This window comes from Streptomyces sp. NPDC046349 (assembly GCF_055587885.1).
This window is the reverse complement of sequence record NZ_JBVJFK010000004.1, coordinates 546,896-571,411: the sequence shown is the minus strand read 5'-3', so window position 1 is coordinate 571,411 and position 24,516 is coordinate 546,896. Positions and strand designations below refer to the sequence as shown.

General features: G+C 71.5%; 27 protein-coding genes and 3 tRNA genes. 16 read left to right on the top strand and 14 right to left on the bottom strand.

Annotated features, from left to right (window positions below):
- Window positions 1-19: 19 nt before the first annotated feature.
- A complete protein-coding gene (locus ACZ6JS_RS12670) occupies window positions 20-1,630 on the bottom strand; it encodes a helicase HerA-like domain-containing protein (RefSeq protein ID WP_469297608.1) in 1,611 nt (536 codons plus the stop codon).
- An 88-nt stretch (window positions 1,631-1,718) separates the two neighbouring features.
- Here ACZ6JS_RS12670 and ACZ6JS_RS12665 point away from each other — a divergent pair, with 88 nt between their 5' ends.
- Window positions 1,719-2,015, top strand: a complete 297-nt coding sequence (locus ACZ6JS_RS12665) for a type II toxin-antitoxin system VapB family antitoxin (RefSeq protein WP_008740979.1) — start codon at window positions 1,719-1,721, stop codon at window positions 2,013-2,015.
- A gap of 92 nt (window positions 2,016-2,107) precedes the next feature.
- Window positions 2,108-2,785 carry a LytR C-terminal domain-containing protein gene (locus tag ACZ6JS_RS12660; RefSeq protein WP_469297607.1) on the top strand — a complete coding sequence of 226 codons (678 nt, stop codon included), beginning with the start codon at window positions 2,108-2,110 and terminating at the stop codon, window positions 2,783-2,785.
- Window positions 2,786-2,876: 91 nt separating this feature from the next.
- On the opposite strand, the gene upp is transcribed toward ACZ6JS_RS12660, so the two are convergent.
- Window positions 2,877-3,512, bottom strand: coding sequence for a uracil phosphoribosyltransferase (upp, locus tag ACZ6JS_RS12655; RefSeq protein WP_030647077.1), 636 nt, complete (start codon window positions 3,510-3,512; stop codon window positions 2,877-2,879).
- 163 nt (window positions 3,513-3,675) lie between these two features.
- Between upp and ACZ6JS_RS12650 the strand changes: the two genes are divergently transcribed.
- From ACZ6JS_RS12650 to ACZ6JS_RS12605, 10 genes are all read left to right on the top strand, one after another.
- Entirely contained in the window at window positions 3,676-4,617 is a 942-nt protein-coding gene (locus ACZ6JS_RS12650) for a universal stress protein (RefSeq protein ID WP_469297606.1), read from the top strand.
- An 84-nt stretch (window positions 4,618-4,701) separates the two neighbouring features.
- Window positions 4,702-4,881: a hypothetical protein gene (locus ACZ6JS_RS12645; RefSeq protein WP_030647083.1), complete on the top strand. Its 180-nt coding sequence runs from the start codon at window positions 4,702-4,704 to the stop codon at window positions 4,879-4,881.
- Window positions 4,882-5,163: 282 nt separating this feature from the next.
- On the top strand, window positions 5,164-5,712 hold the full coding sequence (locus ACZ6JS_RS12640; protein ID WP_030839634.1) for a tRNA adenosine deaminase-associated protein: 549 nt from the start codon (window positions 5,164-5,166) through the stop codon (window positions 5,710-5,712).
- Between the two features lie 59 nt (window positions 5,713-5,771).
- Window positions 5,772-6,200 carry a tRNA adenosine(34) deaminase TadA gene (gene tadA, locus ACZ6JS_RS12635; RefSeq protein WP_469297673.1) on the top strand — a complete coding sequence of 143 codons (429 nt, stop codon included), beginning with the start codon at window positions 5,772-5,774 and terminating at the stop codon, window positions 6,198-6,200.
- A 177-nt stretch (window positions 6,201-6,377) separates the two neighbouring features.
- Window positions 6,378-6,462 (top strand) — tRNA-Ser (locus tag ACZ6JS_RS12630).
- A gap of 207 nt (window positions 6,463-6,669) precedes the next feature.
- The gene (locus ACZ6JS_RS12625) at window positions 6,670-6,966 is read left to right on the top strand and encodes a hypothetical protein (protein WP_469297605.1); all 297 of its coding nucleotides are present in this window, start codon (window positions 6,670-6,672) and stop codon (window positions 6,964-6,966) included.
- Window positions 6,967-7,325: 359 nt separating this feature from the next.
- Window positions 7,326-7,487: a hypothetical protein gene (locus ACZ6JS_RS12620; RefSeq protein WP_167344740.1), complete on the top strand. Its 162-nt coding sequence runs from the start codon at window positions 7,326-7,328 to the stop codon at window positions 7,485-7,487.
- A gap of 203 nt (window positions 7,488-7,690) precedes the next feature.
- Window positions 7,691-8,584 (top strand): RNA polymerase sigma factor SigF, encoded by an 894-nt coding sequence (locus ACZ6JS_RS12615; RefSeq protein WP_469297604.1) that lies wholly within the window; start codon window positions 7,691-7,693, stop codon window positions 8,582-8,584.
- Window positions 8,585-8,814: 230 nt separating this feature from the next.
- A complete protein-coding gene (locus tag ACZ6JS_RS12610) occupies window positions 8,815-9,657 on the top strand; it encodes an RNA polymerase sigma factor SigF (protein ID WP_136230383.1) in 843 nt (280 codons plus the stop codon).
- A gap of 160 nt (window positions 9,658-9,817) precedes the next feature.
- Window positions 9,818-10,609 (top strand): hypothetical protein, encoded by a 792-nt coding sequence (locus ACZ6JS_RS12605; RefSeq protein WP_469297603.1) that lies wholly within the window; start codon window positions 9,818-9,820, stop codon window positions 10,607-10,609.
- A 15-nt stretch (window positions 10,610-10,624) separates the two neighbouring features.
- On the opposite strand, the gene ACZ6JS_RS12600 is transcribed toward ACZ6JS_RS12605, so the two are convergent.
- Window positions 10,625-10,864 carry a hypothetical protein gene (locus ACZ6JS_RS12600; RefSeq protein WP_469297602.1) on the bottom strand — a complete coding sequence of 80 codons (240 nt, stop codon included), beginning with the start codon at window positions 10,862-10,864 and terminating at the stop codon, window positions 10,625-10,627.
- 116 nt (window positions 10,865-10,980) lie between these two features.
- Between ACZ6JS_RS12600 and ACZ6JS_RS12595 the strand changes: the two genes are divergently transcribed.
- Complete coding sequence (locus tag ACZ6JS_RS12595) at window positions 10,981-11,412, top strand: MarR family winged helix-turn-helix transcriptional regulator (RefSeq protein WP_469297601.1); 432 nt, start codon at window positions 10,981-10,983, stop codon at window positions 11,410-11,412.
- A 61-nt stretch (window positions 11,413-11,473) separates the two neighbouring features.
- Entirely contained in the window at window positions 11,474-13,066 is a 1,593-nt protein-coding gene (locus ACZ6JS_RS12590) for an MDR family MFS transporter (protein ID WP_469297672.1), read from the top strand.
- Between the two features lie 181 nt (window positions 13,067-13,247).
- Here the strand turns inward: ACZ6JS_RS12590 and ACZ6JS_RS12585 are convergent, their stop codons facing one another.
- From ACZ6JS_RS12585 to ACZ6JS_RS12550, 8 genes are all read right to left on the bottom strand, one after another.
- Window positions 13,248-15,410: an ArnT family glycosyltransferase gene (locus ACZ6JS_RS12585; protein ID WP_469297600.1), complete on the bottom strand. Its 2,163-nt coding sequence runs from the start codon at window positions 15,408-15,410 to the stop codon at window positions 13,248-13,250.
- Complete coding sequence (locus tag ACZ6JS_RS12580; RefSeq protein ID WP_469297599.1) at window positions 15,407-16,687, bottom strand: bifunctional glycosyltransferase family 2/GtrA family protein; 1,281 nt, start codon at window positions 16,685-16,687, stop codon at window positions 15,407-15,409. Before ACZ6JS_RS12580 ends, ACZ6JS_RS12585 begins: the two co-directional genes overlap by 4 nt.
- Before the next feature lie 25 nt (window positions 16,688-16,712).
- Window positions 16,713-18,188: a sensor histidine kinase gene (locus ACZ6JS_RS12575; protein ID WP_469297598.1), complete on the bottom strand. Its 1,476-nt coding sequence runs from the start codon at window positions 18,186-18,188 to the stop codon at window positions 16,713-16,715.
- A gap of 77 nt (window positions 18,189-18,265) precedes the next feature.
- The gene (locus ACZ6JS_RS12570) at window positions 18,266-19,033 is read right to left on the bottom strand and encodes a response regulator transcription factor (protein ID WP_469297597.1); all 768 of its coding nucleotides are present in this window, start codon (window positions 19,031-19,033) and stop codon (window positions 18,266-18,268) included.
- Window positions 19,034-19,133: 100 nt separating this feature from the next.
- Entirely contained in the window at window positions 19,134-20,021 is an 888-nt protein-coding gene (locus tag ACZ6JS_RS12565) for an amidohydrolase family protein (RefSeq protein WP_469297596.1), read from the bottom strand.
- Window positions 19,999-20,337 carry an antibiotic biosynthesis monooxygenase family protein gene (locus tag ACZ6JS_RS12560; protein ID WP_469297595.1) on the bottom strand — a complete coding sequence of 113 codons (339 nt, stop codon included), beginning with the start codon at window positions 20,335-20,337 and terminating at the stop codon, window positions 19,999-20,001. Before ACZ6JS_RS12560 ends, ACZ6JS_RS12565 begins: the two co-directional genes overlap by 23 nt.
- Window positions 20,338-20,452: 115 nt before the next feature.
- Window positions 20,453-21,346: a DUF2797 domain-containing protein gene (locus ACZ6JS_RS12555; protein WP_469297594.1), complete on the bottom strand. Its 894-nt coding sequence runs from the start codon at window positions 21,344-21,346 to the stop codon at window positions 20,453-20,455.
- The gene (locus tag ACZ6JS_RS12550; RefSeq protein WP_469297593.1) at window positions 21,343-21,777 is read right to left on the bottom strand and encodes an Lrp/AsnC family transcriptional regulator; all 435 of its coding nucleotides are present in this window, start codon (window positions 21,775-21,777) and stop codon (window positions 21,343-21,345) included. Before ACZ6JS_RS12550 ends, ACZ6JS_RS12555 begins: the two co-directional genes overlap by 4 nt.
- A 107-nt stretch (window positions 21,778-21,884) precedes the next feature.
- On the opposite strand from ACZ6JS_RS12550, the gene ACZ6JS_RS12545 reads away from it, so the two are divergent.
- The gene (locus ACZ6JS_RS12545; RefSeq protein WP_469297592.1) at window positions 21,885-22,796 is read left to right on the top strand and encodes an SMP-30/gluconolactonase/LRE family protein; all 912 of its coding nucleotides are present in this window, start codon (window positions 21,885-21,887) and stop codon (window positions 22,794-22,796) included.
- Window positions 22,797-22,818: 22 nt separating this feature from the next.
- On the opposite strand, the gene ACZ6JS_RS12540 is transcribed toward ACZ6JS_RS12545, so the two are convergent.
- From ACZ6JS_RS12540 to ACZ6JS_RS12530, 3 genes are all read right to left on the bottom strand, one after another.
- The gene (locus ACZ6JS_RS12540) at window positions 22,819-23,184 is read right to left on the bottom strand and encodes a PH domain-containing protein (protein ID WP_469297591.1); all 366 of its coding nucleotides are present in this window, start codon (window positions 23,182-23,184) and stop codon (window positions 22,819-22,821) included.
- A gap of 199 nt (window positions 23,185-23,383) precedes the next feature.
- Window positions 23,384-23,456, bottom strand: a tRNA-Arg gene (locus ACZ6JS_RS12535).
- A gap of 247 nt (window positions 23,457-23,703) precedes the next feature.
- Window positions 23,704-23,794, bottom strand: a tRNA-Ser gene (locus ACZ6JS_RS12530).
- A gap of 185 nt (window positions 23,795-23,979) precedes the next feature.
- On the opposite strand from ACZ6JS_RS12530, the gene ACZ6JS_RS12525 reads away from it, so the two are divergent.
- Window positions 23,980-24,405 carry an SSI family serine proteinase inhibitor gene (locus tag ACZ6JS_RS12525; RefSeq protein ID WP_469297590.1) on the top strand — a complete coding sequence of 142 codons (426 nt, stop codon included), beginning with the start codon at window positions 23,980-23,982 and terminating at the stop codon, window positions 24,403-24,405.
- The last annotated feature ends 111 nt before the right edge of the window (window positions 24,406-24,516 follow it).

The window sequence follows — 24,516 nt, the reverse complement described above, 5'->3', positions numbered from 1 at the left end:
CCCCGAGTCTGTCACCGCATCATCTGCGCCTGCGCGCCGTCCCGAAGACGGAGCGTGAGATCTCCCGGCCCAACTGCGTGCCGACCGACCGGGCCAGCGAACGGAACAGCCCGCTGCCCACCACCTGCTCGGCCAGCGAGGGCTCCGCCTTCGGGGCGCCGCGCCCGGCAGCCCGCGCGGCCTCCTTCGCCGCCGCATCGGCCTGCTTCTCGGCCGAGGCCGCCGCTGCGGCGGCCTCGGCCTGCGCCTCCGCGGCGGCCTGCTCGGCGCTGATCCTCTCGTACGCCGACTCGCGGTCGACCGGCTCCGCATAGCGCGGCCTGAGCAGCGAGGACTTCACGGCCCGATCCAGCTCTTCGACGGGGATCGGCCCCATCAGTGACTGCGGGGCGCGCAGCCGGGTCGCGGCGACCGGTGTGGGGGCGCCGTTCTCGCTGAGCACGGTGACCACGGCCTCGCCGGTCCCCAGCCCGGTGAGCAGCTCCTCCAGGTCGTAGGCGGAGTGGGGGAAGGTCTTCACGGTCGCCCTGAGCGCCTTGGCGTCGTCGGGGGTGAAGGCGCGCAGTGCGTGCTGCACGCGGTTGCCGAGCTGGGCGAGCACGTCGGCCGGCACGTCCTTGGGGGTCTGCGTCACGAAGAAGACGCCGACACCCTTGGAGCGGATCAGCCGGACGGTCTGGATGACCGACTGCAGGAAGGCCTTCGACGCCCCGCCGAAGAGCAGGTGGGCCTCGTCGAAGAAGAAGACGAGCTTGGGCTTCTGCAGGTCGCCGACCTCGGGCAGGTCGTTGTAGAGGTCGGCCAGCAGCCACATCAGGAAGGTGGAGAAGAGCTGCGGCTTGTCCCGGACCGCGGGGAGTTCCAGTACGGACACCACTCCGCGGCCGTCCGCGGCCGTGCGCAGGAACTCGCTCGTGTCGAACTCGGGCTCGCCGAAGAACTCCGTGGCCCCCTGCGTCTCGAAGGCGGTCAGCGCCCGCAGAATCACCCCTGCCGTCGCCGTGGACAGTCCGCCGAGGCCCTTGAGCTCCGCCTTCCCCCGATCGGAGACGAGGAAGGCGACGACCGCGCGCAGGTCCTTGAGGTCGATCAGCTTCAGGCCCTTGGTGTCGGCGTAGTGGAAGATCAGGCCGAGGGACTGCTCCTGGGTCTGGTTGAGCTGGAGCACCTTCGACATCAGCACCGGGCCGAAGGCGGTGACGGTCGACCGGACGGGGATGCCGGGCCCGATGCCGCCCAGCGAGTAGAACTCGCCCGGGAATCCGGTGGGCTCCCAACTCTGGGCCACGTCCCGGGCCCGCTCGTCGATCCGCTCGCCGGGCGTACCGGGCGCGGTGATCCCCGAGACATCGCCCTTGATGTCCGCCAGGAAGACGGGGACCCCGTTCGCCGACAGCTGCTCGGCGATGAGCTGGAGCGTCTTGGTCTTGCCGGTGCCGGTGGCACCGGCGATCAGCCCGTGCCGGTTGAGCATGGACAGGGGGATGCGGATCCGACGGTCGGGCAGGCACGCGCCGTCCCAGAGGAGGGCTCCCAGATCGAGGGCGGGTCCGGTGAAGGCGTACCCGGCGGCGATCCGCCCGGCCGGGCCGGTCGGGTCCGCAGCGGCGGCGTCGGTGCTCTCGCTCATGGATTACTCCCCAATTGGCACTGCTCGCTACTTTTGCACCGCCGGTACGAGGCTGCGCCCGCAGGCACGGGCCCGGTAGGCTTTCCGTGTGATCTTCAAGCGCATCGGAAGCGGGCGGCCGTACCCCGACCACGGCAGGGAAACCACCCGGCAGTGGGCGGACGTCGCGCCGCGCCCGGTCCGGCTCGACCAGCTCGTGACGACCAAGGGCCAGCTGGACCTCGAAACGCTGCTCGCCGAGGACTCGACCTTCTACGGAGACCTCTTCGCCCATGTCGTGAAGTGGCAGGGCGACCTCTATCTGGAGGACGGCCTGCACCGCGCCGTGCGCGCGGCCCTGCAGCAGCGCCAGGTGCTGCACGCCCGCGTCCTCGAGATGGACTGACGCTTCGCGTAGATTGCGCCTTTCGGGTCACCATTGACCTATCAGCAGATCATTTAGTAGGCATCGCCACCGGGTCGCACTACGCTGCGCCCATGAGCATGCTCACTCCCCCCGGCATGGGCGGAAAGTACCGCGTCACGGGGACCGCCTACCCCCGCATGAGCCGTAAGCGGAGCCGACGTCGGATCGTCCTCGCCGTGCTCGGCTCGGTCCTCGCGCTTGCCCTGGTCGGCTACGGGGCACTGCAGCTCATCGGCGTGTTCCGGGGCGATGGCCCCAAGCGGAACACGGCAGCCGGTGCCAAGGACTGCCCGACGAAGTCACCCGGAGCCGCCGCCAAGGGCGGCGCCCCCGCGGCCGCCGCCACGGCGTCCGCGCCCGCCCAGCCGGCGGTCGTGCTCCCCCAGCCCGGCACGATCACGGTCAACGTCTACAACGCGACCCCGCGCGCAGGCCTGGCCAAGGCCGTCGGCGACGAACTCGCCAAACGCGGCTTCCTCGTCGGCACCGTCGGCAACGCCCCGGCCGACTTCGACAAGAAGGTCCCCGGCACCGGGATACTGCTGGGCTCCCCGAAGACCGACAAGGCCGTCTTCGCGGTTCTGGGCACCCAGCTCCCCGGGACCACCCAGCAGACCGACACCCGTGAGACCGCGGACGTCGACCTGATCCTGGGCGACGCCTTCAAGGAGCTCAGCACGAAGGAGGACGCGGACAAGGCCCTGGCCCTGCTGGCCAACCCCGCGCCCGCGCCCGCCAAGAACTGCTGAGCCCGCGAAGGAACTGCCGGGCACGCGGCCTGCGGCACCGGTGGTCCGCCGGCCGCCCGCCCGGCCTCCGGACCGCCGGACCTCCCCGGAACTACTCCGCCGAGCCGTACATCCGGTCGCCGGCGTCGCCCAGGCCCGGCACGATGTAGCCGTGCTCGTTGAGCCGCTCGTCCACCGCGGCCGTCACGACCGTCACCGGCGTGCCCGCCAGGTCGCGCTCCATGACCTCGACGCCCTCGGGCGCGGCCAGCAGCACCACGGCCGTGACGTCGTCGGCGCCGCGCTTGATCAGTTCCTGGATGGCCGCGACGAGCGTGCCGCCGGTGGCGAGCATCGGGTCCACGACGTAGACCTGGCGTCCGGAGAGGTCCTCCGGCATGCGGGTCGCGTACGTGGAGGCCTCCAGCGTCTCCTCGTTGCGGACCATGCCCATGAAGCCCACCTCGGCGGTCGGCAGCAGCCGCACCATGCCGTCGAGCATGCCGAGGCCGGCCCGCAGGATCGGGACGATCAGCGGCCGGGGAGCCGAGAGCTTCACGCCCGTGGTCGGGGCGACCGGCGTCTCGATGTCGGCCTGCTCGGTGCGCACGTCACGGGTGGCCTCGTACGCGAGCAGGGTCACCAGCTCGTCGGCCAGCCGCCGGAAAGTGGCGGAATCGGTGCGCTTGTCGCGCAGGGTGGTGAGTTTGTGCGCCACCAAGGGGTGATCGACGACCTGCAAACGCACAACATCCTCCAAAACTCAGCCTGCGACCAGCAAAAACGGTCGCACGACGCGACCAGCAACCAAAAGGCTACGCGCTGACGCGGCCCGTTCGCGTCCCGAGCGGCGGCCGCGCCCGCGACGGCCTGCGGATGCGGCCCGCTCGACCGCCCAGCACGCTGGACTGGTGAGCAACGCACCGGTGATCGCAGCCGTCGACGGGTCCGAGCACAGCCTCAAGGCCCTCCAGTGGGCGCGGGGCGCCGCGCTGCGGCACGGCACCGGGCTCCTCATCGCCCACGTACTGCCCGATCACGCCCAGCTGTACGCGGGCCGCCGGGCGGCGCTGCACGACGCCTCCGAACCCGCGGAGTACCCCGACCCCGTGCACGACTGGGTCCGGAGCATGATCGGCGAAAGCTCCGCGCTGCCGGACGGGGTCCGGTACGAGTCGCTGGAAGGGTCCGTCCCCGAGGCGCTGCGGGTGATCGGGGCGGGGGCCCTGATGCTCGTGATGGGCTCACGGGGCCGCGGCGGCTTCGCCAGCCTGCTGCTCGGATCGAGCAGCAGGGCGGTGGCGTCGACCGCGCCGTGCCCTGTCGTGGTGGTCCCGCACGCCGAGCGCAACGCCGAGGCGAACGTCCCGCAGGAGTCCGCCGGACGCGTCGTCCTCGGGCTGCACGCCGCCGAGACGCCCGACGACGTACTGTCCTTCGCCTTCGCGGAGGCGGCCGTGCGGGGGACCACCGTCCAGGTGGTCTCCGCGTACGCCGTTCCGCCCGCACCGGCCCTGGTGATCGACCGGCCCTTCGAGGTGATCCCGCCGGAGGGCCTCGCCGACGAGGGGGACGGCGTACCGGCCGAGCGGGAGATGCTCCGCTCCCAGACGCGGCGGCTGGAGCCGCTGCGCGCGCGCTACCCGGACGTCCCCGTCGAGCAGGCCGCCGTCCCCGGCGACCCGGCGGGCCGGCTGGTCGACGCCTCCCGGTCGGCGGCCCTCGTGGTGGTCGGCCGCCACCACCCCAGGCGCACCGCCATGTCCCTGCAGATCGGCTCGGTGGCCCATGCCGTACTGCACCACGCGCACGGCCCGGTGGCGATCGTCCCGACCCTGGGGGACGACGTCTGACCTGCAGGGGGGTGGCATCAAACGCCCTGTCCGGGGGAAGGTGGGTGCAGGGGGAAACGACCGACCAGCCCAGGGTGGTGGCCGATGCCCGACACGCAGCCGAGCGACGACACTCCGGAGACCGCGGCGCAGCGCCGAGCACGCCGCGCGCAGTTCCTGCGTGACCTGATGGAGGCCCGCGCGCTGCGCGATCGGGTACAGCCCCGCCGGGCCCGTGCGGCCCGTATGCGCCAGCAGATGCGCATGCGCACCTTCCGCTGGTGATCCGGGCGTGAACCGGGTGCGCCCCCGCGCGACACGAGCGGGCCGCCGGGCAACCGGTGCGGCCTCCGCCACCCCGGAACGCCCCGGCGCCACGGCCCCGCACCCGCCCCGGCGGGGTACGGCGCGGCACGACGCAAGCGCGGAAGACCTCTCGCAACGCCGCTGTTTCTGCCACGATGCCGATTGGGCGGGGCAGGGCGGCGAGCAGCACGGCCGTTCCGCTCCAACCTCCGGCCGGGGGGACCTCCAACCGGCACGCCTAAGACCAGTGGGAGAGTCACGGTGTATTTCGCCGCACTGCTCGCGCGCACCGAAGACGGGTGGGAAGCGAGCGACATGGAACTCGACGATGTCGAGTCCCTCAGTGATCTGATCGATCTCGCCCGTTCCGCCGCTGTCGACGACGACACGGTGGTCGCCCTCATCGAGCAGGAGGACGCCTGGTTCGGCGTCGTCCGCGTGGACGGCGAGGAGGACCCGCGGTACTTCGTGTCGAACGCCGCCGCGGCCGCCCGCAGCTCCTACGGCTCGATGCTGACCAAAGAGCTGCTGGGCAGCGACGAGGAGGACGACGAACTCGACGAGCTGGACCTGGACGGCACCGAGGACGGCGAGGAGGAATCCATCGCCGCGTTCACGGACGAGGACGCCGACGAGGACGGGGAGCGCGGGGCCGGCTCGGAGCCGGTACCGGCCGGTCCGCTCGGCGATCCCCGGCTGCTGGACGACCTCGGCGTGACCAACAAGCAACTGATGACCCTGGACGGGGACGCGCTCTCGGAGATCGCCGATTCCCTCGGCGCCACCGAGGTCCTGGAGGCCGTCCGCTAGTGCTCACCACGAACACCACCGATCCCGTCGATCCCGTACGGGACCCGTGGCGGGCCTCCATGCGCCTGGCGCTCCAGGAGGCCGCCCGGGCGGTGCCGGCCGGCGACGTGCCGGTCGGCGCCGTCGTGCTGGGCCCGGACGGGGAAATCCTCGCCACCGGGTACAACGAGCGCGAGGCGAGCGGCGACCCCACGGCGCACGCCGAGGTCCTGGCGCTGCGCAGGGCCGCCGCCGCACTCGGGGAGTGGCGGCTTCCGGGGTGCACCCTCGTGGTCACCCTGGAGCCGTGCGTGATGTGTGCGGGAGCGCTCGTGCAGTCACGGGTCGCCCGGGTCGTCTACGGCGCGGACGACGAGAAGGCCGGCGCCGCCGGCTCGCTGTGGGACCTCGTACGGGACCGCAGGCTCAACCACCGGCCGGAAGTGGTGCGCGGGGTGCTCGGCGACGAGTGCGCACGGCAGCTGTCGGAATTCTTCCGCGACCTGTGAGCCGTGCCGGACCGGCTCCGGCCGGCGTCCGAGCCTTTGCCGCACCGGCTCCGGCCGGCCTCCGGCGCCTTGCCGCACCGGCTCCGAGCGGCCACCGAGCGGCCACCCGGCCCCGCCGGGACACCCCCGGGCATACCGATTTCGGCGGATGGGGTTCCTTAGGCTAGGATCCATCTCGGTAGTGTGTCCGAGTGGCCGAAGGAGCTCGCCTCGAAAGCGAGTATGGGGCAACCCATCGGGGGTTCAAATCCCTCCACTACCGCTTCGATCGCGAGCCCCGCCCCGCAAGGGTCGGGGCTCGCGGCGTATCCCGGGGTGTTTCCCGAGCGGCACCGAGCGCGCGCCGCCGGCACGGCGGGCGGCGCGGCGGCGAGTTCGCCGCCGTTCCCGGCGCTCGGCGGGGATGTTCCCGATCGTCTCTCCGGAGGACAGCGGCGTGACCGCCCGCCCCCTCGGCCGTTGTCACGGCATGACCAAGACCCAGCGCCTCCTCGCCGCCTTCGCCCTCGCGGGGGCCGCCGCGGGCCTCGCCGCACCCGCCGCCTCCGCGGACACTGCCCCGATCTCCCCGCTGACCCTCCCCGACGTGCCGATCCCCTCGCCCGGGACGCCCGCGGGGGCCCAGCCCGCCTCCGTCCAGGAGGTCGTCGGGAAGGTCGGCGACGGCGCGAACGGGCTCAACGCGGCGGCGGACCTGCCCAACCAGCTGGCGCCCGTCATCGCCCCCGTACAGCCCCTCACCGACCTGGCCGGCGCCATCCAGTAGGCGAGGCCGCGCGAGTGCAACGCGTCGAAGGCCCCGACGGGATCGGGACCTTCGACGCGTTGGACGGGAGAAGCGGCATCGGGGGGACAAGCCGCTTCCCCCGACGAGACGGGCCTGCCGGCCCGGGGACGCAGTCAGGCAAGCCCGCGGCCCGGGCCCCGCAGTGAGGCCCTGTCCCTCACCCACCGGTTTCCTGAACCGGTGGGCTCACATCCATCGTGCGCCCGCACCGACCGCCGGAGGCCCGGCAAAAGGCCTGGAGCGGCGGGTCCTTGGTCCCTAAAGGACAGGTGAGTGCCCCATCCTGACCGGTTAGACTCACCCGACTTGCAAGGACCGGTTGGGGAGGCCGCCCGCACGTGGACACCAAGAAGCTCATCACGGGTGCCCTCACCGTATTCGCCCTCTTCGTGATCATCACCCAGCCGAAGCGAGCCGCCGAGATCGTGGAAATAGGCTTCCAGGGGATATCGGATGCCGCATCCGGCATCGGCGAGTTCATAACCGAACTGGTGCGCTGACCCGTACGCCGAAGCGGTTCCCGGACTTCCGGCCCCCCACTCGACGGGTGGGGGGCTTTTGCGTACCCACCAGCGGGCATAATGCCCGGAAATGCCCAACTTGCCCTCAACACGGCGATATACGGTGCTTGCGCACAGTGCACATCTCTTGTGATGCTATGACCGCTTTTGACGGATGATTTGACTGAAGGGGTGGCGTGACCGTGCCGGCCAGTACTGCGCCTCAAGTGCCGCCCCAGCAGGACCCCCAGGTGCCGCCCCAGCAGGAACCCCGGAACGGGACCCGCCAGGGGCAGCCGCCCGAGGAGGCCCCGGCGGCCCCGAGACCCCCGAGCCGGGGTGCGGACACCCGCGCCCTCACCCAGATCCTGTTCGGCCAGCTGAAGGGCCTCCAGCCGGGCACGAGCGAGCACACCCGGGTGCGCGGGGCCCTGATCGAGGCGAACCTCCCGCTGGTCCGGTACGCGGCCGCCCGCTTCCGCAGCCGCAACGAGCCGATGGAGGACGTGGTCCAGGTCGGCACCATCGGGCTGATCAACGCCATCGACCGGTTCGACCCGGACCGCGGCGTCCAGTTCCCGACCTTCGCGATGCCGACGGTCGTGGGCGAGATCAAGCGGTACTTCCGCGACAACGTCCGCACCGTCCACGTGCCGCGCCGCCTCCACGAGCTGTGGGTTCAGGTCAACGCCGCGACCGAGGACCTCACCACCCTCCACGGCCGCACCCCGACCACCGCCGAGATCGCCGAGCGCCTGCGGATCACCGAGGACGAGGTGCTGTCCTGCATCGAGGCCGGCCGCAGCTACCACGCGACCTCGCTGGAGGCCGCCCAGGAGGGCGACGGCATGCCCGGCCTGCTGGACCGACTCGGCTACGAGGACCCGGAGCTGGCCGGGGTCGAGCACCGCGACCTCGTCCGCCACCTCCTCGTACAGCTGCCCGAGCGCGAGCAACGGATCCTGCTCCTGCGGTACTACAACAACCTGACGCAGTCACAGATCAGTGCGGAGCTCGGTGTTTCCCAGATGCACGTCTCGCGACTGCTCGCCCGGAGCTTCGCCCGACTGAGATCCGCAAACAGGATCGAGGCGTAACCCTTACGGGTGTAGATCATTCACGCGTTTCCCGACAGAACGGGCTGATCACGTTCTGCCCCTTTCTGTCGTCGGAGATATATGTCGACATGGCGCTACAGCGTGTTGCCGACATGTGACATTCTGCGTGAACCGCGTTTGCCGCGGCCCCGCCTCCGGTATTCAGGTGGAAGCTGCGTTCCTCTGACGGGCGCGCCGTACGCGACCGTCCGCGACCTCAAGGGGGTGGCATGTCCGTAGACCAGGGCAGCTCCAAGGTGCTCACGCTCGTAAAGCCCGTGACGCCGCCGGCAGTGTCCGAACGCTCGGAAGCCATCGACACCCGCACCCTCTCCCGCTCGCTCTTCCAGCGACTCGCCACCCTGGACGCGGACAGCCCCGAACGGGTGTACGTACGCGACACCCTGATCGAGCTGAACCTGCCCCTCGTGCGGTACGCCGCCGCCCGCTTCCGCAGCCGCAACGAGCCGATGGAGGACATCGTCCAGGTCGGCACCATCGGGCTGATCAAGGCGATCGACCGGTTCGACTGCGAACGCGGCGTGGAGTTCCCAACGTTCGCCATGCCGACCGTCGTGGGCGAGATCAAACGATTCTTTAGGGACACCTCCTGGTCCGTGCGCGTCCCGCGCCGTCTCCAGGAGCTGCGCCTGGCGCTGACCAAGGCCAGCGACGAGCTCGCCCAGAAGCTGGACCGCTCGCCGACCGTGCCGGAACTCGCCGCCGTGCTCGGCGTCTCCGAGGAGGACGTCGTCGACGGCCTCGCCGTCGGGAACGCCTACACGGCCTCCTCGCTCGACTCCCCCTCCCCGGAGGACGAGGGGGGCGAGGGCTCGCTCGCGGACCGCCTCGGCTACGAGGACACCGCACTGGAGGGCGTCGAGTACCGCGAGTCCCTGAAGCCGCTGCTCGCCAAACTCCCGCCCCGGGAGCGGCAGATCATCATGCTGCGCTTCTTCGCGAACATGACGCAGTCGCAGATCGGCGAGGAGGTCGGCATCTCCCAGATGCACGTCTCCCGGCTGCTGACGCGCACACTCGCGCAGCTGCGCGTGGGCCTTATCGGCGACTGACACGAGAACCCGCAGGCCGGTATCGCCGGTCGGCCGGTATCGCCCCGGTCGGCCGGTATCGCCCCGGTCGGCCGGTATCGCCCCGGTCGCCGCGTCGCTCCGCAGGACGATCCGGCGCCGACCGCTTCCCAATTGACGGATCGTCAGGAACACTGGCGCGATGCGAAAGGGACCGCGGGCGGCCACCGCCCTGCTCGCCCTGTGCTGCACGGCCGCCGTCGGCCTCACCGGCTGCGGCGGCCCGGCGCGCGAGGGTTTCTCCGCCGTGGGCGCCGCGGCCCCGGGCCCCGAACGGGGCGCGGGGGAGAACGTCGCCCCGCAGGGCGGCGTGGAATTCCAGCAGCTCGGCGACCCGTCCGGGACGGGCGGACCCGCCGAGTCGCCCGGCACGTCGACCGGTTCTGCGGGATCGGCACCCGCGGGCGGCCCCGCCCCGGGCGAAGCCACGAGCACCGCCGGCGGCGGCTCCGCGAGCGCCCCCGGCGCCACCGCCGGCCCGGGCCGCAGCCCGACGTCTCCCGGCACTCCCGGTACGCCGACGACCCCGGCGGGCCCAGGCGGCCCCCCGGGCCCCCCGGGCTCCGCGAGCCCCACCGGCCCCCCGAGCAAGCCCGGCACGACACCGCCGACGCCGCCCCCGGCCACCCCGGCGCAACTGACGCTGTCCGCCCCTGCCCGGTCCTCCGCGGCAGACCGCTGGTGCGAGCGGGTCACGGTGACCTTCACCAACACCGGTACCACGGCAGCCCGTTCCGGCACGATCAGTTTCGCGACGCACGTCATCGGCGCCCTCGGCGTCGACTGGGCCACGATCACCACGACCCAGCCGCTGCCCGCACCCATCGCGGGCGGAGCCTCGAAGACGCAGACCTACACGGTGTGCCTGGAAGCCTGGCGGGTGCCGCTGGGCATGCATGTGGACACCCGGAAGGTCACCGCGACCTGGAGCTGACCCGCCCCGGCGGCCTCAGCGCAGGACGACCCAGGCGGCCGCGCCGATCACGAGCACGAGCGCGAGGGCCAGCGCCACCTTCACGGCCGGGCCGGACGACCTGGACGCCTCCTGCTCGGTGCGGCGCTGCTGGCGCGAGCCCGGGCCCGCCTGCCGGGCCGGTGCGGCCTCCTCGACGAAGGCCCGGAACATCTGGGTGCTGCCCGCCGGGTCGTAGTTGCCCTCGGGGACCTGTGAGTTGTGGTTCTCAGCCATGGAGCAGGACCCTAGCCGGTTTTCCGATTCCTTTACCGCCCCACCTCCCCATTCATTTGCCTGTAGCAACCACCCAGTCCTATGGTTGCCTCAAGCAACAAGATGGGGAGCCGCCGGTGCCGACACAGACAACGCGGACCACTCCGCACGAGGAGCTGGCCCGCCGGCTGTCCGGAATCGGTGCGGTCAAGCGCGAGCTCGCCCGCAACCTGCCCCCGGACTGCCCGCCCGGCACCGCCGCCGTGCTCACCGTTCTCGACCGGCACGGAGAGATGCGGCTGAGCCGGCTCGCCGACCTCATGGCCGTCGACATCTCGGTCACCAGCCGGCACGTCACCCACATCGCCGCCCGCGGCTGGATCGAGCGCGAGCCGGACCCGGGCGACGGACGCTGCCGCATCCTGCGGCTCACCCCGGCCGGACGGGCGCTGCTCGCCGACATCGGCGCCCGGTACTCGGCCGCGCTGGAGAGAGCCCTCCACGACTGGTCCGCCCAGGACATCGACGTACTCAACACCCTGCTGGCCCGACTCCGATCGAGCTTCTAGAGGAAGGAAAGACATGGCCCCGTCGGAGACGACCACCGACCCCGTGTCCACCTCCGTGGACATGACCCACCCCCAGATCATGAAAGCGCTGTCCGGGCTGATGCTCGGCATGTTCGTGGCGATCCTGTCCTCCACGATCGTCTCCAACGCCCTGCCCCAGATCATCAGCGACCTCGGCGGCACCCAGTCCTCCTACACCTGGGTGGTCACCGCCGCCCTGCTGTCCATGACGGCGGCCACCCCGCTGTGGGGCAAGCTGTCCGACCTCTTCAGCAAGAAGCTGCTGGTCCAGATATCCCTGGTGATCTACGTCCTCGGCTCCGTGGTCGCGGGCATGTCCCAGAACACCGGCACGCTCATCGCCTGCCGCGTGGTCCAGGGCATCGGCGTCGGCGGCCTCTCGGCCCTGGCCCAGATCGTGATGGCCGCGATGATCTCCCCCCGCGAGCGCGGCCGGTACAGCGGCTACCTCGGCGCGGTCTTCGCCGTGGCCACGGTCGGCGGCCCGCTGCTTGGCGGTGTGATCACCGACACCTCCTGGCTGGGCTGGCGCTGGTGCTTCTACGTCGGCGTACCCTTCGCGATCATCGCGCTGATCGTCCTCCAGAAGACGCTGCGGCTGCCGGTCGTGCGGCGCGACGTCAAGGTCGACTGGCTGGGCGCCTTCCTGATCAGCGCCGCCGTCTCGCTGCTGCTGATCTGGGTCACCCAGGCCGGCGACTCCTACGAGTGGATCTCCTGGCAGACCTGGGCGATGACGGGCGGCTCGGTGGTCCTCGGACTGCTCTTCGTCCTCGTCGAGTCCCGCGCGAGTGACCCGATCATCCCGCTGCGGCTGTTCCGCAACAAGACGATCACCCTCGCCTCGACTGCGTCGCTGTTCGTCGGCATCGCGATGTTCTCGGGGACCGTGTTTTTCAGCCAGTTCTTCCAGTTGGCCCGTGGCGAGTCCCCCACGATGTCCGGAATCCTCACGATTCCGATGATCGCCGGGCTCTTCGTCTCCTCGACCGTTTCCGGTCAGGTGATCACCAAGACCGGTAGGTGGAAGGTCTGGCTCGTCTCCGGGGGTGTGCTGCTGACGGCCGGACTGGGTCTGCTCGGCACGCTCCGCCACGACACCCCGTACTGGCACATCGCGATCTACATGGCGGTGACGGGCCTCGGTCTCGGCATGATGATGCAGAACCTCGTCCTCGCCACCCAGAACCAGGTGGCCCCCGAGGACCTGGGCGCGGCCAGCTCGGTCGTCACCTTCTTCCGCTCCCTCGGCGGCGCCATGGGCGTCTCCGCGCTCGGCGCGGTCATGGCCGACCGTGTCACGCACTACGTCCAGGACGGGCTCACCGCCCTCGGCCCGAAGGCGGCGGCCATGGGCCAGAGCGGCACCGCCGGCGGCGGGATCCCCGACCTCGACAAGCTGCCCGCGCCCGTCCGCGGGGTCATCGAGTCCGCGTACGGGCACGGCGTCGGCGACGTCTTCCTCTACGCCGCCCCGTTCGCGCTCCTCGGACTGGTCCTGGTGGTGTTCATCAAGGAGGTCGCCCTGAAGTCGAAGCCCGCGGTGCACACCCCTGCGGCGGCTTCGGCCGGTGCCTCGCCCGCCGGGACCGCCAGGATCGGCGAGGGCGCGGACGCCGCCGTCAAGGCCTGATCCCCGAGCACGGCCTGAGCGCCGCCCGGGCGCCCGGGGGGCGCTCAGGCCGTGCTCGAGGCGTGCCGGGGCCGTGATCGGGACGCGTTCCGCCCCGGGCCGCGCTCGGGCCGCTCGGGGCCGCTCGCGCCGAGTTTCGTGCTCGGGCCATACCCGCTCGCACGGGGCGGACGACGCGGGATCAGGACGTCGGGGCCGTCAGGTCGTAGAAGGCGGTGCCGCCGACCGTGGACTCCTTGAAAGTGGCCTTGACCCAGGTCTCGATCTCCGTGCTGGTGCCACCGCCCGGGCCTGCGGGACCACCGCCGCGGCGGCCGCCGCCCTCGGCGCCGGCGGTGGTGCCGCCCTGCCCGATGAACCAGTGGATCTTCCCGTCCCGCACGTACTCCTTGAACTGCTCCAGGGTCGGCGAGGGGTCACTCCCGTTGAAACCGCCGATCGGCATGACGGGCACGCCGGAGGCGAGCTGGTAACTCGCGGCGTTCTGCGCCCCGACGGCCGCCGCCGCCCAGGTGTAGGTGCCGGCGTCGGCGGTGAGTGCCGCCTTGGCCTCGGCACCGACCCGGGCGCCGTTGAGCAGGCCTCCGGCGCCGCCCGGGCCGCCCGTCATACCACCGGGCAGGCCCCCCGGCCGCTCGGCTCCGCGGCCGTCCGCTCCCGGCATGCCGCCCTGGCCCTGGCCCGGCGGCAGGACCCCCTGCGGCAGCGTTCCACCGGGCTGCTGCCCGCCTCCCGGGCGCCTATCGGCGCCGGCCTGGCCGCGCTGGTCGCCCTGACCGCCGTCCTGGCCTCCCGGCCGCATCCCGCCCGGGCCGCCCGCCATCCCGCCCGGGCCGCCCCGGCCTCCCGCCACCGCCGGTCCGGCGGTCACGATGGAGCCGGTGTGGCCGGTGCTCACCGTGGTCATGCAGTACGCAAACGGTCCGGCCAGGGCCGCAGCCACCCCGAGTCCCGCGATGGCCTGCAGCATCCGCCGGCCGGCCCGCCCCGCGAACGGCAGTGCGACCGCGGCGAGAAGCCCACCAGCCAACACCGCCCAGCGCAGCCACGGCAGATAGCCGGTGGCGCGGCCGAGCAGTACATACGACCAGATCGCCGTGAGGGCGAGCGTGCCGGAGAGGGTGACGGCGGCCGTCGCGGTGCCGCGCTCCTCCCACAGCACGGCGACGCCCATGCCGATCAGCGCGGCGACGAAGGGCGCCAGCGCCACGGTGTAGTACTCGTGGAATATGCCCTGCATGAAGCTGAACACCACCGCGGTGATCAGCAGCGAGCCACCCCAGGCCAGGAAGGCGGCGCGCGCCATGCCGTCCACCGAGTCGGTGGCGCGGCGGGCCCGCCAGGTGATCACCAGGCCGGCCACGAGCAGCACCAGGGCCGCCGGCAGCAGCCAGGAGATCTGCCCGCCGACGTTGCCCGAGAAGAGCCGGTCGATCCCGCTCTCTCCCCAGCGTCCGCCGCCGGCGGCGGCGCCGGGAGCCTCTCCGCCGCCGCCGACGCTCCCGGTCTCATTGCCGTTGATCCTGCCGAGGCCGTTGTAGCCGAGGGTCAGCTCCAGGAAGGAGTTGTTCTGCGAGCCGCCGATGTACGGGCGGGAGGAGGCGGGCCACAGTTCGACGACGGCGACCCACCAGCCGCCCGCCACCACCATGGCGCCGCCTGCGAGCAGCAGCTGGCCCAGCCTGCGGCGCAGCCCGGTGGGCGCGCAGACGGCGTACAGCACGGCGAGCGGCGGCAGGATGACGAAGGCCTGCAGGGTCTTGGTCAGGAAGGCGAAGCCGACCGCGCCCCCGGCCCAGACCAGCCAGCGGGTGTGCGCCCCCTCAAGGGCCCGCAGCAGGCAGTACACGGTCACGGTGAGCAGCAGGGTCAGCAGCGCGTCGGGGTTGTTGAAACGGAACATCAGCGCGGCGACGGGTGTCAGTGCGAAGGCGGCGCCGCTCAGCAGCGCTGCGCCCGGCCCGAACTGGCGGCGTACGGCGGCGTACAGCACGCCGGTGGTCGCCACACCCATCAGGGCCTGCGGGACGAGAATCTGCCACGAGCCCAGACCGAAGAGCCGGACCGACAGCATCATGGGCCACAGAGCGGCCGGGGGCTTGTCGACGGTGATGGAGTTGCCCGCGTCGGAGGAGCCGAAGAAGAACGCCTTCCAGCTCTCGCTGCCGGCTTGCACGGCAGCCGAGTAGAAGGAGTTCGCGTAGCCGGAGGCGCCCAGGTCCCACAGGAGCAGCGCCGCGGTGGCGATCAGCAGCCCGGTGAGGGCGGGCCGTTCCCAGCGGGGGCGGGCGGTATGTGCGCCGGCCACGGCGGCCGGGAAGATCGGGAGTGCAGCCGTGGTCATCGGCCCTCCTTGAAAGTGGATGTGCGGGCATGGGCGCCGCGTCGCTCGGGGAAGACCCAGGCGCGCAGGAGCAGGAAGCGCAGCACGGTGGCTGCGAGATTCGCGGTGATCAGGACGGCCAGCTCGGTGCCGTGCGCGGGATCCGGGGTGGCCGCCGCGAGGGCGGCGAGGGACCCGCTGGTGAGGGCCAGCCCGATACCGAAGACCACCAGTCCCTGGGCCTGGTGGCGTACGGCGCGCTCCCTGCCCCGGACGCCGAAGGTGAGCCGGCGGTTGGCAGCCGTGTTGGCCACGGCGGAGAGCAGCAGCGCCGCGCCGTTGGCGAGTTGGGGGCCGGTCCCGCCCCGGAAGGCGGAGTACAGCACCAGGTAGAGCAGGGTGGAGAGGACTCCGACGGTGCAGAAGCCGATGAGCTGGCGGGCGAGTCCGCCGTCCACCCCGGGAACCGCGGTGCGGTCGCGCGGGTCGTCGCCGAAGGGGCGGGCGAGCCTGTCGAGCGGGAGCGCTCCGACGGCCAACGCCCGACCCACGCGCCAGACGCCCTTGAGGTCCTCGGTGGCGGTCTTGACGATGTGCACGGTGGAGTCGGGGTCGTCGACCCAGTCCACGGGCACTTCGTGGATCCTCAGCCCGGCCCGTTCGGCGAGCACGAGCAGTTCGGTGTCGAAGAACCAGCCCGTGTCCTCCACCAGCGGCAGCAGTCGCTCGGCGACCTCGCGCCGGATGGCCTTGAAGCCGCACTGGGCGTCGCTGAACCGGGCGGCGAGGGAGGACCGCAGCAGGAGGTTGTAGGCGCGGGAGACGAACTCCCGCTTGGCTCCCCGCACGACCCGCGAGGAGCGGGCCAGGCGGGTGCCGATGGCGAGGTCGGAGTGGCCGGAGATCAGGGGGGCGACCAGCGGCAGCAGGGCGTTCAGGTCGGTGGAGAGGTCCACGTCCATGTAGGCGAGGACGGGGGCGTCTGAACCGGACCAGACCGTGCGCAGGGCCCTGCCCCGGCCCTTCTCCTCCAGACGGGTGCTGCGTACGCCGTCCAGGGCCGCGGCGAGGCCGGCCGCGACCTCGGGGGTGCGGTCGGTGCTCGCGTTGTCGGCGACCGTGATCCGGAAGGGGTAGGGGAAGGTCCGGGTGAGGTGCTCGTGCAGTCGGCGCACGCACGGTCCGAGGTCCTTCTCCTCGTTGAAGACCGGGACCACCACGTCGAGGACGGGCTCGCCGGGCACGGGCGCGAGGGGCGCCCGTGCCGGAAGGGCCCCGGGAGAGGTGTCGGTTGGCATGCTCCGACACTCGTGGAGCCGCCTGTCACCTCGGTGTGGTGAGCCTGTGGCCCGTCTGTGAGTCCGGAGCCGGCGTTCCGGCGGCCTTGACGAGCGGCAGGACGACCTCGAAGCAGGTCCGTCCGGGCACGCTCTGCACGCCGACGCTCCCGCCGTGGGCCGTCACCACGGCCCGGACGATGGCCAGCCCGAGGCCCGTGGAACCGGCGGCTCGGGAGCGGGAGGCGTCGCCTCGGGCGAACCGCTCGAAGACGCGGGGGAGCAGCTCGGGTGCGATGCCGGGACCGTCGTCCTCGATGCGCAGCCGGACAGCGGATGTTTCACGTGAAACATGGGCGGTGACGGTCGTGCCGGGCGGTGTGTGCGTACGGGCGTTGGCGAGCAGGTTCACCAGGACCTGCTGGATGCGGGCCGCGTCGGCGCGTACGGACGCGGGCTCCTCGGGCAGGTTCAGGCGCCAGTGATGACCCGGGCCGGCCGCCCGGGCGTCGCTGACGGCGTCGATGACGAGCGGAGCCAGGTCGGTTTCGGTGTCGGCGGTGGCCGGCGGGCGACCCGCGTCGAGCCGGGCCAGCAGGAGCAGGTCCTCGACCAGACCGGTCATCCGGGTGGCCTCGGACTCGATCCGGCCCAGGGCGTGCCGGGTGTCGGGGCCGGGCTCCTCCCGGCCGCGGCGCGTGAGTTCGGCGTAGCCGCGGATGGAGGCCAGCGGCGTACGCAGTTCGTGACTGGCATCGGCGACGAACTGCCGCACCCGCATCTCGCTCTGCTGGCGCGCCGTGAGGGCGGAGGAGACGTGGCCGAGCATCCGGTTGATGGCGGCGCCTACCTGGCCCACCTCGGTGCGGGGGTCGGCCTCGGCGTCCGGGACCCGTTCGTGGAGGGCCGGCTCGCCCTTGTGCAGGGGGAGTTCCGAGACCCGGGTGGCGGTGGCGGCGACCCGGCGCAGCGGGCGCAGGGCCACCCCGACCAGAGCCTGCCCGGCGAGCGAGGCGGCGATCAGCCCGGCCAGGGTGACGCAGACCTCGACCCCGACCAGGGTGCGGACGGTGGAGTCGACTTCAGTGAGCGGGAAGGCCAGCACGACGGTCCGGTCCGGTGAGGCGAGCACCCGGTAGGTGCCCAGTCCCGGCAGCTCCGCTCCCACGGCTCGCCCGGGCGAGCCCGTGGCCTTCTCGGCGGCCCGGGCGAGGGTCGTGCTCTGGGCTTCGGTGAGGGACGGCGGTACCTGGTCGGGAGACCATTGCTCGCCGCGGGTGTTGCGGGCGCTGCCCATGACCTCGCCGCTGTGGTCCAGCCGGATACCCACGGCGTCCAGCGGACTGCCGGGGGCCATGACGAAGCCCGCGCCGCCCTCCCGGGCCGCCTTCCCGCCGGGCACCCGGGCGGCCATCCTGATGGACGTGGCCAGCTGCTCGTCGAGCTGGGTGACCAGGTATGAGCGCAGCGCGAGGGTGGTGACGGTTCCGATGGCCGCTCCCACCACGGCGATCAGGGCCACCGCCGAGACAACGAGCCGGGTTCGCAGAGACCAGGGCCGGCGCCCGCCCGGTCGCCGGCTCCGGCGACGCGGTGCCACTACTCGGCGGGCTTGATCAGGTAGCCGGCGCCGCGGCGGGTGTGGATCATCGGGGGCAGACCGAGGCCGCTCTCCAGCTTGCGGCGCAGGTAGGAAATGTAGAGCTCGACCACGTTGGCCTGGCCGCCGAAGTCGTAGGACCAGACCCGGTCCAGGATCTGCGCCTTGCTCAGCACACGCCGCGGGTTGCGCATCAGGTAGCGCAGCAGCTCGAACTCGGTGGCGGTCAGGTGGACGTCCCGGCCGCCGCGCACCACCTCGTGGCTGTCCTCGTCGAGTCGCAGATCGCCGACGGTCAGGACCGAGCCGCCGCGCGCAGCCTGCGCCGCGCCCGAGCGCCGCACCAGGCCTCGCAGCCGGGCCACGACCTCTTCCAGGCTGAACGGCTTGGTGACGTAGTCGTCACCGCCCGCGGTGAGGCCGGCGATCCGGTCCTCCACGGAGTCCTTGGCCGTCAGGAACAGGACGGGGACCTGGGGGATCTCCCGACGCAGCTGCCCGAGGACGGTGAGACCGTCCATGTCGGGAAGCATGACGTCGAGGACGACCACGTCCGGGCGGAACCTGCGCGCGGCCCGCAACGCCCCTGCGCCGTCGCCGGCGCTGCGAACCTCGCAGCCTTCGTAGCGCAGGGCCATGGACAGCAGCTCGGAAAGCGAGGCCTCGTCGTCGACGACGAGCACCCGGCAGGGCCCGCCGTCGGGCCGTACCAAGGCCGTGTGGTTACCGGTGGACGTGGACGCTTGGGAGGTGGTCGTCGCAGTCATACGGACACGCTCCCCGGCCCCTCTGAGAGCGTTCTTGCCCCAACCTGTGAATTTCCTGAGAAAGGCCCCCGTCCCGTGGGGCCCGGGGGAAGCCAGCGCGTCAGCCGTCGAGCCGGAACAGCCGGGCGCCGTTGTCGTGGCAGACCGCACGCAGCCAGTCGTCGCCCAGGCCCAGCCGCTCGAGGGCGGCGAGCTGGTGCTCGTACGGGTAGGGGATGTTCGGGAAGTCGGTACCGAGCAGGATCCGGTCGCCGAGGTCCACGAGCCGTCCGAGGTCCGCGGGCGGGAACCCGCTGAAACGCTCGGAGAAGTCGGTGAAGGCCATGGTGGTGTCGAGGCGCACCGCCGGGTGGCGGTCGGCGAGGTCGAGGAAGTCCGCGTACTCGGGCATGCCCATGTGGGCGATGACCAGTGGCAGCCGGGGATGGCGGGCCAGCAGACGTGAGACCGGACCGGGGCCCGTGTACTTGCCGGGGACGGGCCCGGAGCCGCAGTGGATCACTGTGGGGAGGCCGGCCTCGGCCAGCAACCCCCAGACGGGGTCGAGCAGGCCGTCGTTCGGGTCGTAGCCGCCGACCTGAAGGTGTGCCTTGAAGATCCGGGCACCCGACTCCACGGCCTGGCGGACGTACCCGTCCACACCCTCCTCCGGGAAAAAGGTCGCGGTGTGCAGGCAGTCGGGTGTGCGGGCCGCGAAATCGGCGGACCAGGCGTTGAGCCAGGCGGCCATCTCCGGTCTGTGCGGATAGAGCATGGAGGTGAAGGCCCGGACTCCGAACTCCCGCAGGAGCGCGACGCGCTGCTCCTCCTCATGGCGGTAGGTGATGGGCCACTCGACGCCGGTCAACGGGCCGATCGCGTCGAAGTAGTCCCACACCTTGTCCAGGACCCGCTCGGGCATGAAGTGCGTGTGGACGTCGACGAGTCCGGGCAGCCCGAGCCGCTCCCGGAAAACGCGGACCGCATCAGGTGTTGCGGACAAAGCCATGGCTCCGCTCGACGGTCGCGACGTGGAGGGTGTAGCTCTCGTACCAGTCGGCGCGGCCCTTCTTCATGGCCGCCTGGTGCTCCAGGTTCTCGCGCCACACCGTGAGGGACTCGTGGTCCCGGAAGTAGGCGACAGTGATGCCCAGGCCTCCGGGATTGCGCGCGGACTCGTAGCCGAGGTAGCCGGGGATCGCCTGGACGATCTCCTCCATCCGGTCGTTGAGTTCATCGAGGCCGGTGTCGTCCGCGGTGCGGACGCTGCTGAAAACGGCCATGACGTAGGGCGGTTCGAAGGCCGCCACCGGCTGAGTGGTCATGCCCACCACCCTCGGCGGAGCGACCCCGGCGTGTCCACCCGGATCGGCCCCGGGAGGCCAAAGGGATCCAAGACTTGACCATGGCGCCGGTCTCTCGGATCTCCGTCCCAGGCTGTCAGAACAGGCCGTACTGCTCCATGGGAGGAGCGGCCGCGGTGGGGATCTGTGCGACCGGCACCGAGGTCGTCGCCCCCTCGCCGGGGGTGGCGAGCTCCCAGCCGGCCAGGAGCCGGGTGTCGACCACGAGCCCGTCCTCGAAGTGCAGGTCGGGCCCGGCGGCCCCGACCAGCCGCCCCACCACGGCCCGGTCGGCCGCCATCTCCTCGATCACCCGGCCCGGGGCCGGGAGTCCCTCCCAGCCCTCCATCCCGAACACCGCGGCGTGGTCCGTGACTTCGCACCGCAACCGCTCCAGGGACTCCGGCCAGCCGGCCAGCCCCGCCGCCCGGCCGCGCAGCTCGGCGACCTCCCGCGCCCGCTCCGGCGCGCCGGGCAGATGGGCCCGTACGGCGCGCTTGCGCGCGTACGCGATCCGGTCGGGGACCCCGAGCGCCGCCCGCAACAGCTCCTCGGTGCGCCGGGTGGCCATCAGCGGTCCGCGTCCCAGCCAGGTCCACGACACCGCCCCCTGCTCCAGCAGCCGGGCGGAACCGCGCTCCTCTGCGGTGATTCCGACCTTGACCATGCCGGGTCCGAACCAAGCCAGATAGACGCGGTAGGTCCGCGGATCGGCGGCGTTGGTGTCGGCCGCCACGGAGAACGACCGGTCGAGGCGGGCGCATTCGGCGCACTGCGCACTGCCTCCGCGGCCGGGGATGGTGGCGGAAGCCGGACAGGGGGTCCTCCTCCCGGCCCTCCACACGCCCAGGCATCGCCGCTCCCCGCGTGCGACGAAGGCCAGCCGCTGCCCGTACGCCGGCGCACTCACACGCTCGCCGCGCCCTTGGCAGTACCACCCGATGACCGGGGCGGAGCCCTTCCACCGGATCCCGGTGCACCACCAGGTCACAGCGGGAGCGGCCGCTCGAAGAAGGTCTCCAGGACGACGGTCGCATGCGTGCCGCTGACGCCGTTGATGGCGTAGAGGCGACGCAGGACGTCCTGGAGCTGCTCGGTCGAGGCCGTGCGCACCTTCACCAGCACCGACGCGCTGCCCGCGATGATGTGCGCCTCCTGGATCTCCGGGATCGCGGCGAAGTCGTCTCCGGACTCCCCCATCCACGCGTTGGAGTCGACCATCACGTACGCGAGGACCCCGCTGCCGACCGTGGCCGGGTCGACGTCGATGGTGGTCCGCCGGATCACCCCGCGCTCGCGCAGTTTGCGTACGCGCTCGTGCGTGGCCCCGGCCGAAAGCCCCACGGCCGTGCCGAGAGCCGCGTAGGACTGCCCGGCGTCCTGCTGCAGGCGCAGGACGAGCGCCCGGTCGATGTCGTCCACGCAATCTTCCTCTCTTGGGCCTGACAACCCTTGCGAAGACGGTACCTGATCCTGCAATCTCACCATCAGACCGAACAAAATTCGGCAGTCTGCTCTCAGGGGGAATCGTGTCTGCCATAGCTGACCTCGCGTTGTACGAAATCCTGGACGAGCGGTTCAAGACCGGGCGCTGCGCCAATGGCGACGCCCGACTGGAACGGCTCCACGACGACTGCCGCTGGGCGGAAGGCCCGCTGTACCTGCCGGCCTGGCGGCAGTTCGTGTGGAGCGACATCCCCAACGACCGGATACTGCGCTGGGACGAGGCGACCGGCGCGGTCTCCGTCTTCCGCTCGCCCGCCGGGCACTCCAACGGCAACACCCTCGACCGTGAAGGCCGCCTGATCTCCTGTGAACAGGGCAACCGGCGCGTGACCCGCACCGAACCCGACGGCAGCATCACCGTCATCGCCGACCGATTCGACGGCAAGCGGCTCAACAGCCCGAACGACGCGGTGGTCCGCTCGGACGGGTCCGTCTGGTTCTCGGACCCGGACTTCGGCATCACCAACGACTACGAAGGCCACCGCGCACCCAGCGAGATCGGAGCCTGCAACCTCTACCGGGCCGATCCCTCCACCGGCGAGGTACGCATGGTCGCCGACGGCTTCCTCGGCCCCAACGGCCTCGTCTTCTCCCCCGACGAGAGTGAGCTGTACGCCGCGGACACCAGAGCGGGCCACATCCGCGCCTTCAAGGTCACCGAGGACGGCGCCCTCAGCGGCGACCGCGTCTTCACGGTCTGCCCCGGCATCGACAACATCCGCTTCGACGACGAGGGCCGGCTGTGGGCGGCGGCGATGGAGAACGGTGTCCACTGCTACGCCGCGGACGGCACCCTGATCGGCCGCCTGCGCGTCCCCGAGCCCGTCTCCAACATCGCCTTCGGCGGCCCAAAGAACAACCGCCTCTTCATCACCGCCACCACCTCCCTCTACTCGCTGGTGATGTCGGTGACCGGCCTGCCTCGGGTCCTCTGAGGCCGGCCGGGCGGACGTCCGGCTAGCGGGCGACGAACTGCGTCAGGATCGCCTGCACCTCGTAGATGTCGACGCCCTTGGTGAAGGTCTTCTCGATCGGCGCCGAGCTGCCGGATATCCAGATCTTCAGCTCGGCGTCCAGATCGAAGTGGCCGGCGGTCTCCACCGAGAAGTGCGTGATGCTCCGGTAGGGGATGGAGTGGTACTCCACCTTCTTGCCCGTGAGCCCCTGCTTGTCGACGAGCACCAGTCGCCGGTCGGTGAACAGGATCGTGTCCCGGATCAGCAGGAAGGCGGCGTGCACCTGCTCCCCCTGACCCAGCAGACGTGCGTAGTCCCGCTGCGCCGACACGGGGTCGACGGTGTGCGCGTTCCCGAACAGTCCCATGGTTGCCCCCGTTTTCCAGCTCGGACGATCTTCAAGAACCGTACCGACGCCGCCGGGTAGCCGACGTCCCCCGCCAGGGCCATCCCGTCCCTGACATCTCCCGGGGGATGACCTCCCCATCAAGGAGGACACCCCGCCGGGAACATCCGGGATATACGACAGAGGCCCCGGACTTCCGTCCGGGGCCTCTGCCCTGCTGTGCACTCGGCAGGATTCGAACCTGCAACCTTCTGATCCGTAGTCAGATGCTCTATCCGTTAAGCTACGAGTGCTTGGGCTTCCCGGGGTTTTTCGCCCCGTTGGCCTTGCGAGAACAACAATACATGGACCTTGCCGGGACGCGAAATCCATTAGCGAAACCCGCACTGACCTGCGGAAACGGTCGCGAATGAAGATCATCCACAGGGTCGGCGCGCAGGGCAGGCAAGACGCGGAGCGCACCGGAACGCCCCAGCCGGCGTTCGGCCCCCGGAACGCATCGAAGCCCCGGTCCTGACGGACCGGGGCTTCGATGAACTGCGGAGGCGGAGGGATTTGAACCCTCGATGGGCGGTAAGACCCAAACCGCATTAGCAGTGCGGCGCCATAGACCGGACTAGGCGACGCCTCCAGCACACCCCCGCGTACGAAGGTGCGTGCAGATGATGACACAGGCGCAGGGCCCCTCACCAATCCGCTCCCACGGTACTAGGCAGGACGGGCCCAGGGCAAAGCCTTAAAGGCCCGTCGCACGCAACATCAGCGCGCCCGCGTCGTTGGTCAGGCGTATGACGTACGGACGACCTGGAGTGCCCCATGCTGCGTCTCGCCGCCTTCGCCGTCACCTCGGCCCTGGCCACCGCGGCCGCCGGGCCGCTGCCCCCGCTGCCCCTGGGACAGCTGCTGGCCGCCCCCGACCGGCTGACCATGACCATGGCCGACACCGGCAACCGCCAGCTGGACCGTGAGTACACGCTCGAATGCGGACCCGTCGGCGGCGATCACCCGCAGGCCGAGGGCGCCTGCGCGCGGCTGGACGAGCTCGCCGAAGAGGGGCGGAACCCCTTCGCCCCCGTCCCGCCGGACCAGATCTGCACCAAGCAGTACGGCGGGCCCGCCACCGCCCGTGTCACCGGAACCTGGAACGGACGCAAGGTGAACGCCACCTTCCGCCGGACGGACGGATGCGAAATCAAGCGCTGGGACGAGTTGGAACCTCTGCTTCCGAGTGGGCGTTCCTGACCTGGGAGGATGACCGGAAAGGGCGTTGCCGGCCGCACATCGGCCACCCCGCCGCGGGCCTGTGGCCTTAGACTCCTCCCGTGACTTGCCGGTAGTCGTTGGTCAGGGAGG

Bases quoted from the DNA above. Each gene is read 5' to 3' on its own strand.
- ACZ6JS_RS12590 (WP_469297672.1), top strand. From the start codon at position 11,474: ATGACCCACCCCCAGATCATGAAAGCGCTGTCCGGGCTGATGCTCGGC.
- ACZ6JS_RS12565 (WP_469297596.1), bottom strand. From the start codon at position 20,021: ATGGCTTTGTCCGCAACACCTGATGCGGTCCGCGTTTTCCGGGAGCGG.
- ACZ6JS_RS12645 (WP_030647083.1), top strand. From the start codon at position 4,702: ATGCCCGACACGCAGCCGAGCGACGACACTCCGGAGACCGCGGCGCAG.
- ACZ6JS_RS12525 (WP_469297590.1), top strand. From the start codon at position 23,980: ATGCTGCGTCTCGCCGCCTTCGCCGTCACCTCGGCCCTGGCCACCGCG.
- ACZ6JS_RS12585 (WP_469297600.1), bottom strand. From the start codon at position 15,410: ATGACCACGGCTGCACTCCCGATCTTCCCGGCCGCCGTGGCCGGCGCA.
- ACZ6JS_RS12670 (WP_469297608.1), bottom strand. From the start codon at position 1,630: ATGAGCGAGAGCACCGACGCCGCCGCTGCGGACCCGACCGGCCCGGCC.
- ACZ6JS_RS12605 (WP_469297603.1), top strand. From the start codon at position 9,818: ATGCGAAAGGGACCGCGGGCGGCCACCGCCCTGCTCGCCCTGTGCTGC.
- ACZ6JS_RS12570 (WP_469297597.1), bottom strand. From the start codon at position 19,033: ATGACTGCGACGACCACCTCCCAAGCGTCCACGTCCACCGGTAACCAC.
- ACZ6JS_RS12540 (WP_469297591.1), bottom strand. From the start codon at position 23,184: ATGGGACTGTTCGGGAACGCGCACACCGTCGACCCCGTGTCGGCGCAG.
- ACZ6JS_RS12660 (WP_469297607.1), top strand. From the start codon at position 2,108: ATGAGCATGCTCACTCCCCCCGGCATGGGCGGAAAGTACCGCGTCACG.
- ACZ6JS_RS12600 (WP_469297602.1), bottom strand. From the start codon at position 10,864: ATGGCTGAGAACCACAACTCACAGGTCCCCGAGGGCAACTACGACCCG.
- tadA (WP_469297673.1), top strand. From the start codon at position 5,772: ATGCGCCTGGCGCTCCAGGAGGCCGCCCGGGCGGTGCCGGCCGGCGAC.
- ACZ6JS_RS12580 (WP_469297599.1), bottom strand. From the start codon at position 16,687: ATGCCAACCGACACCTCTCCCGGGGCCCTTCCGGCACGGGCGCCCCTC.
- ACZ6JS_RS12560 (WP_469297595.1), bottom strand. From the start codon at position 20,337: ATGACCACTCAGCCGGTGGCGGCCTTCGAACCGCCCTACGTCATGGCC.
- ACZ6JS_RS12625 (WP_469297605.1), top strand. From the start codon at position 6,670: ATGACCAAGACCCAGCGCCTCCTCGCCGCCTTCGCCCTCGCGGGGGCC.
- ACZ6JS_RS12610 (WP_136230383.1), top strand. From the start codon at position 8,815: ATGTCCGTAGACCAGGGCAGCTCCAAGGTGCTCACGCTCGTAAAGCCC.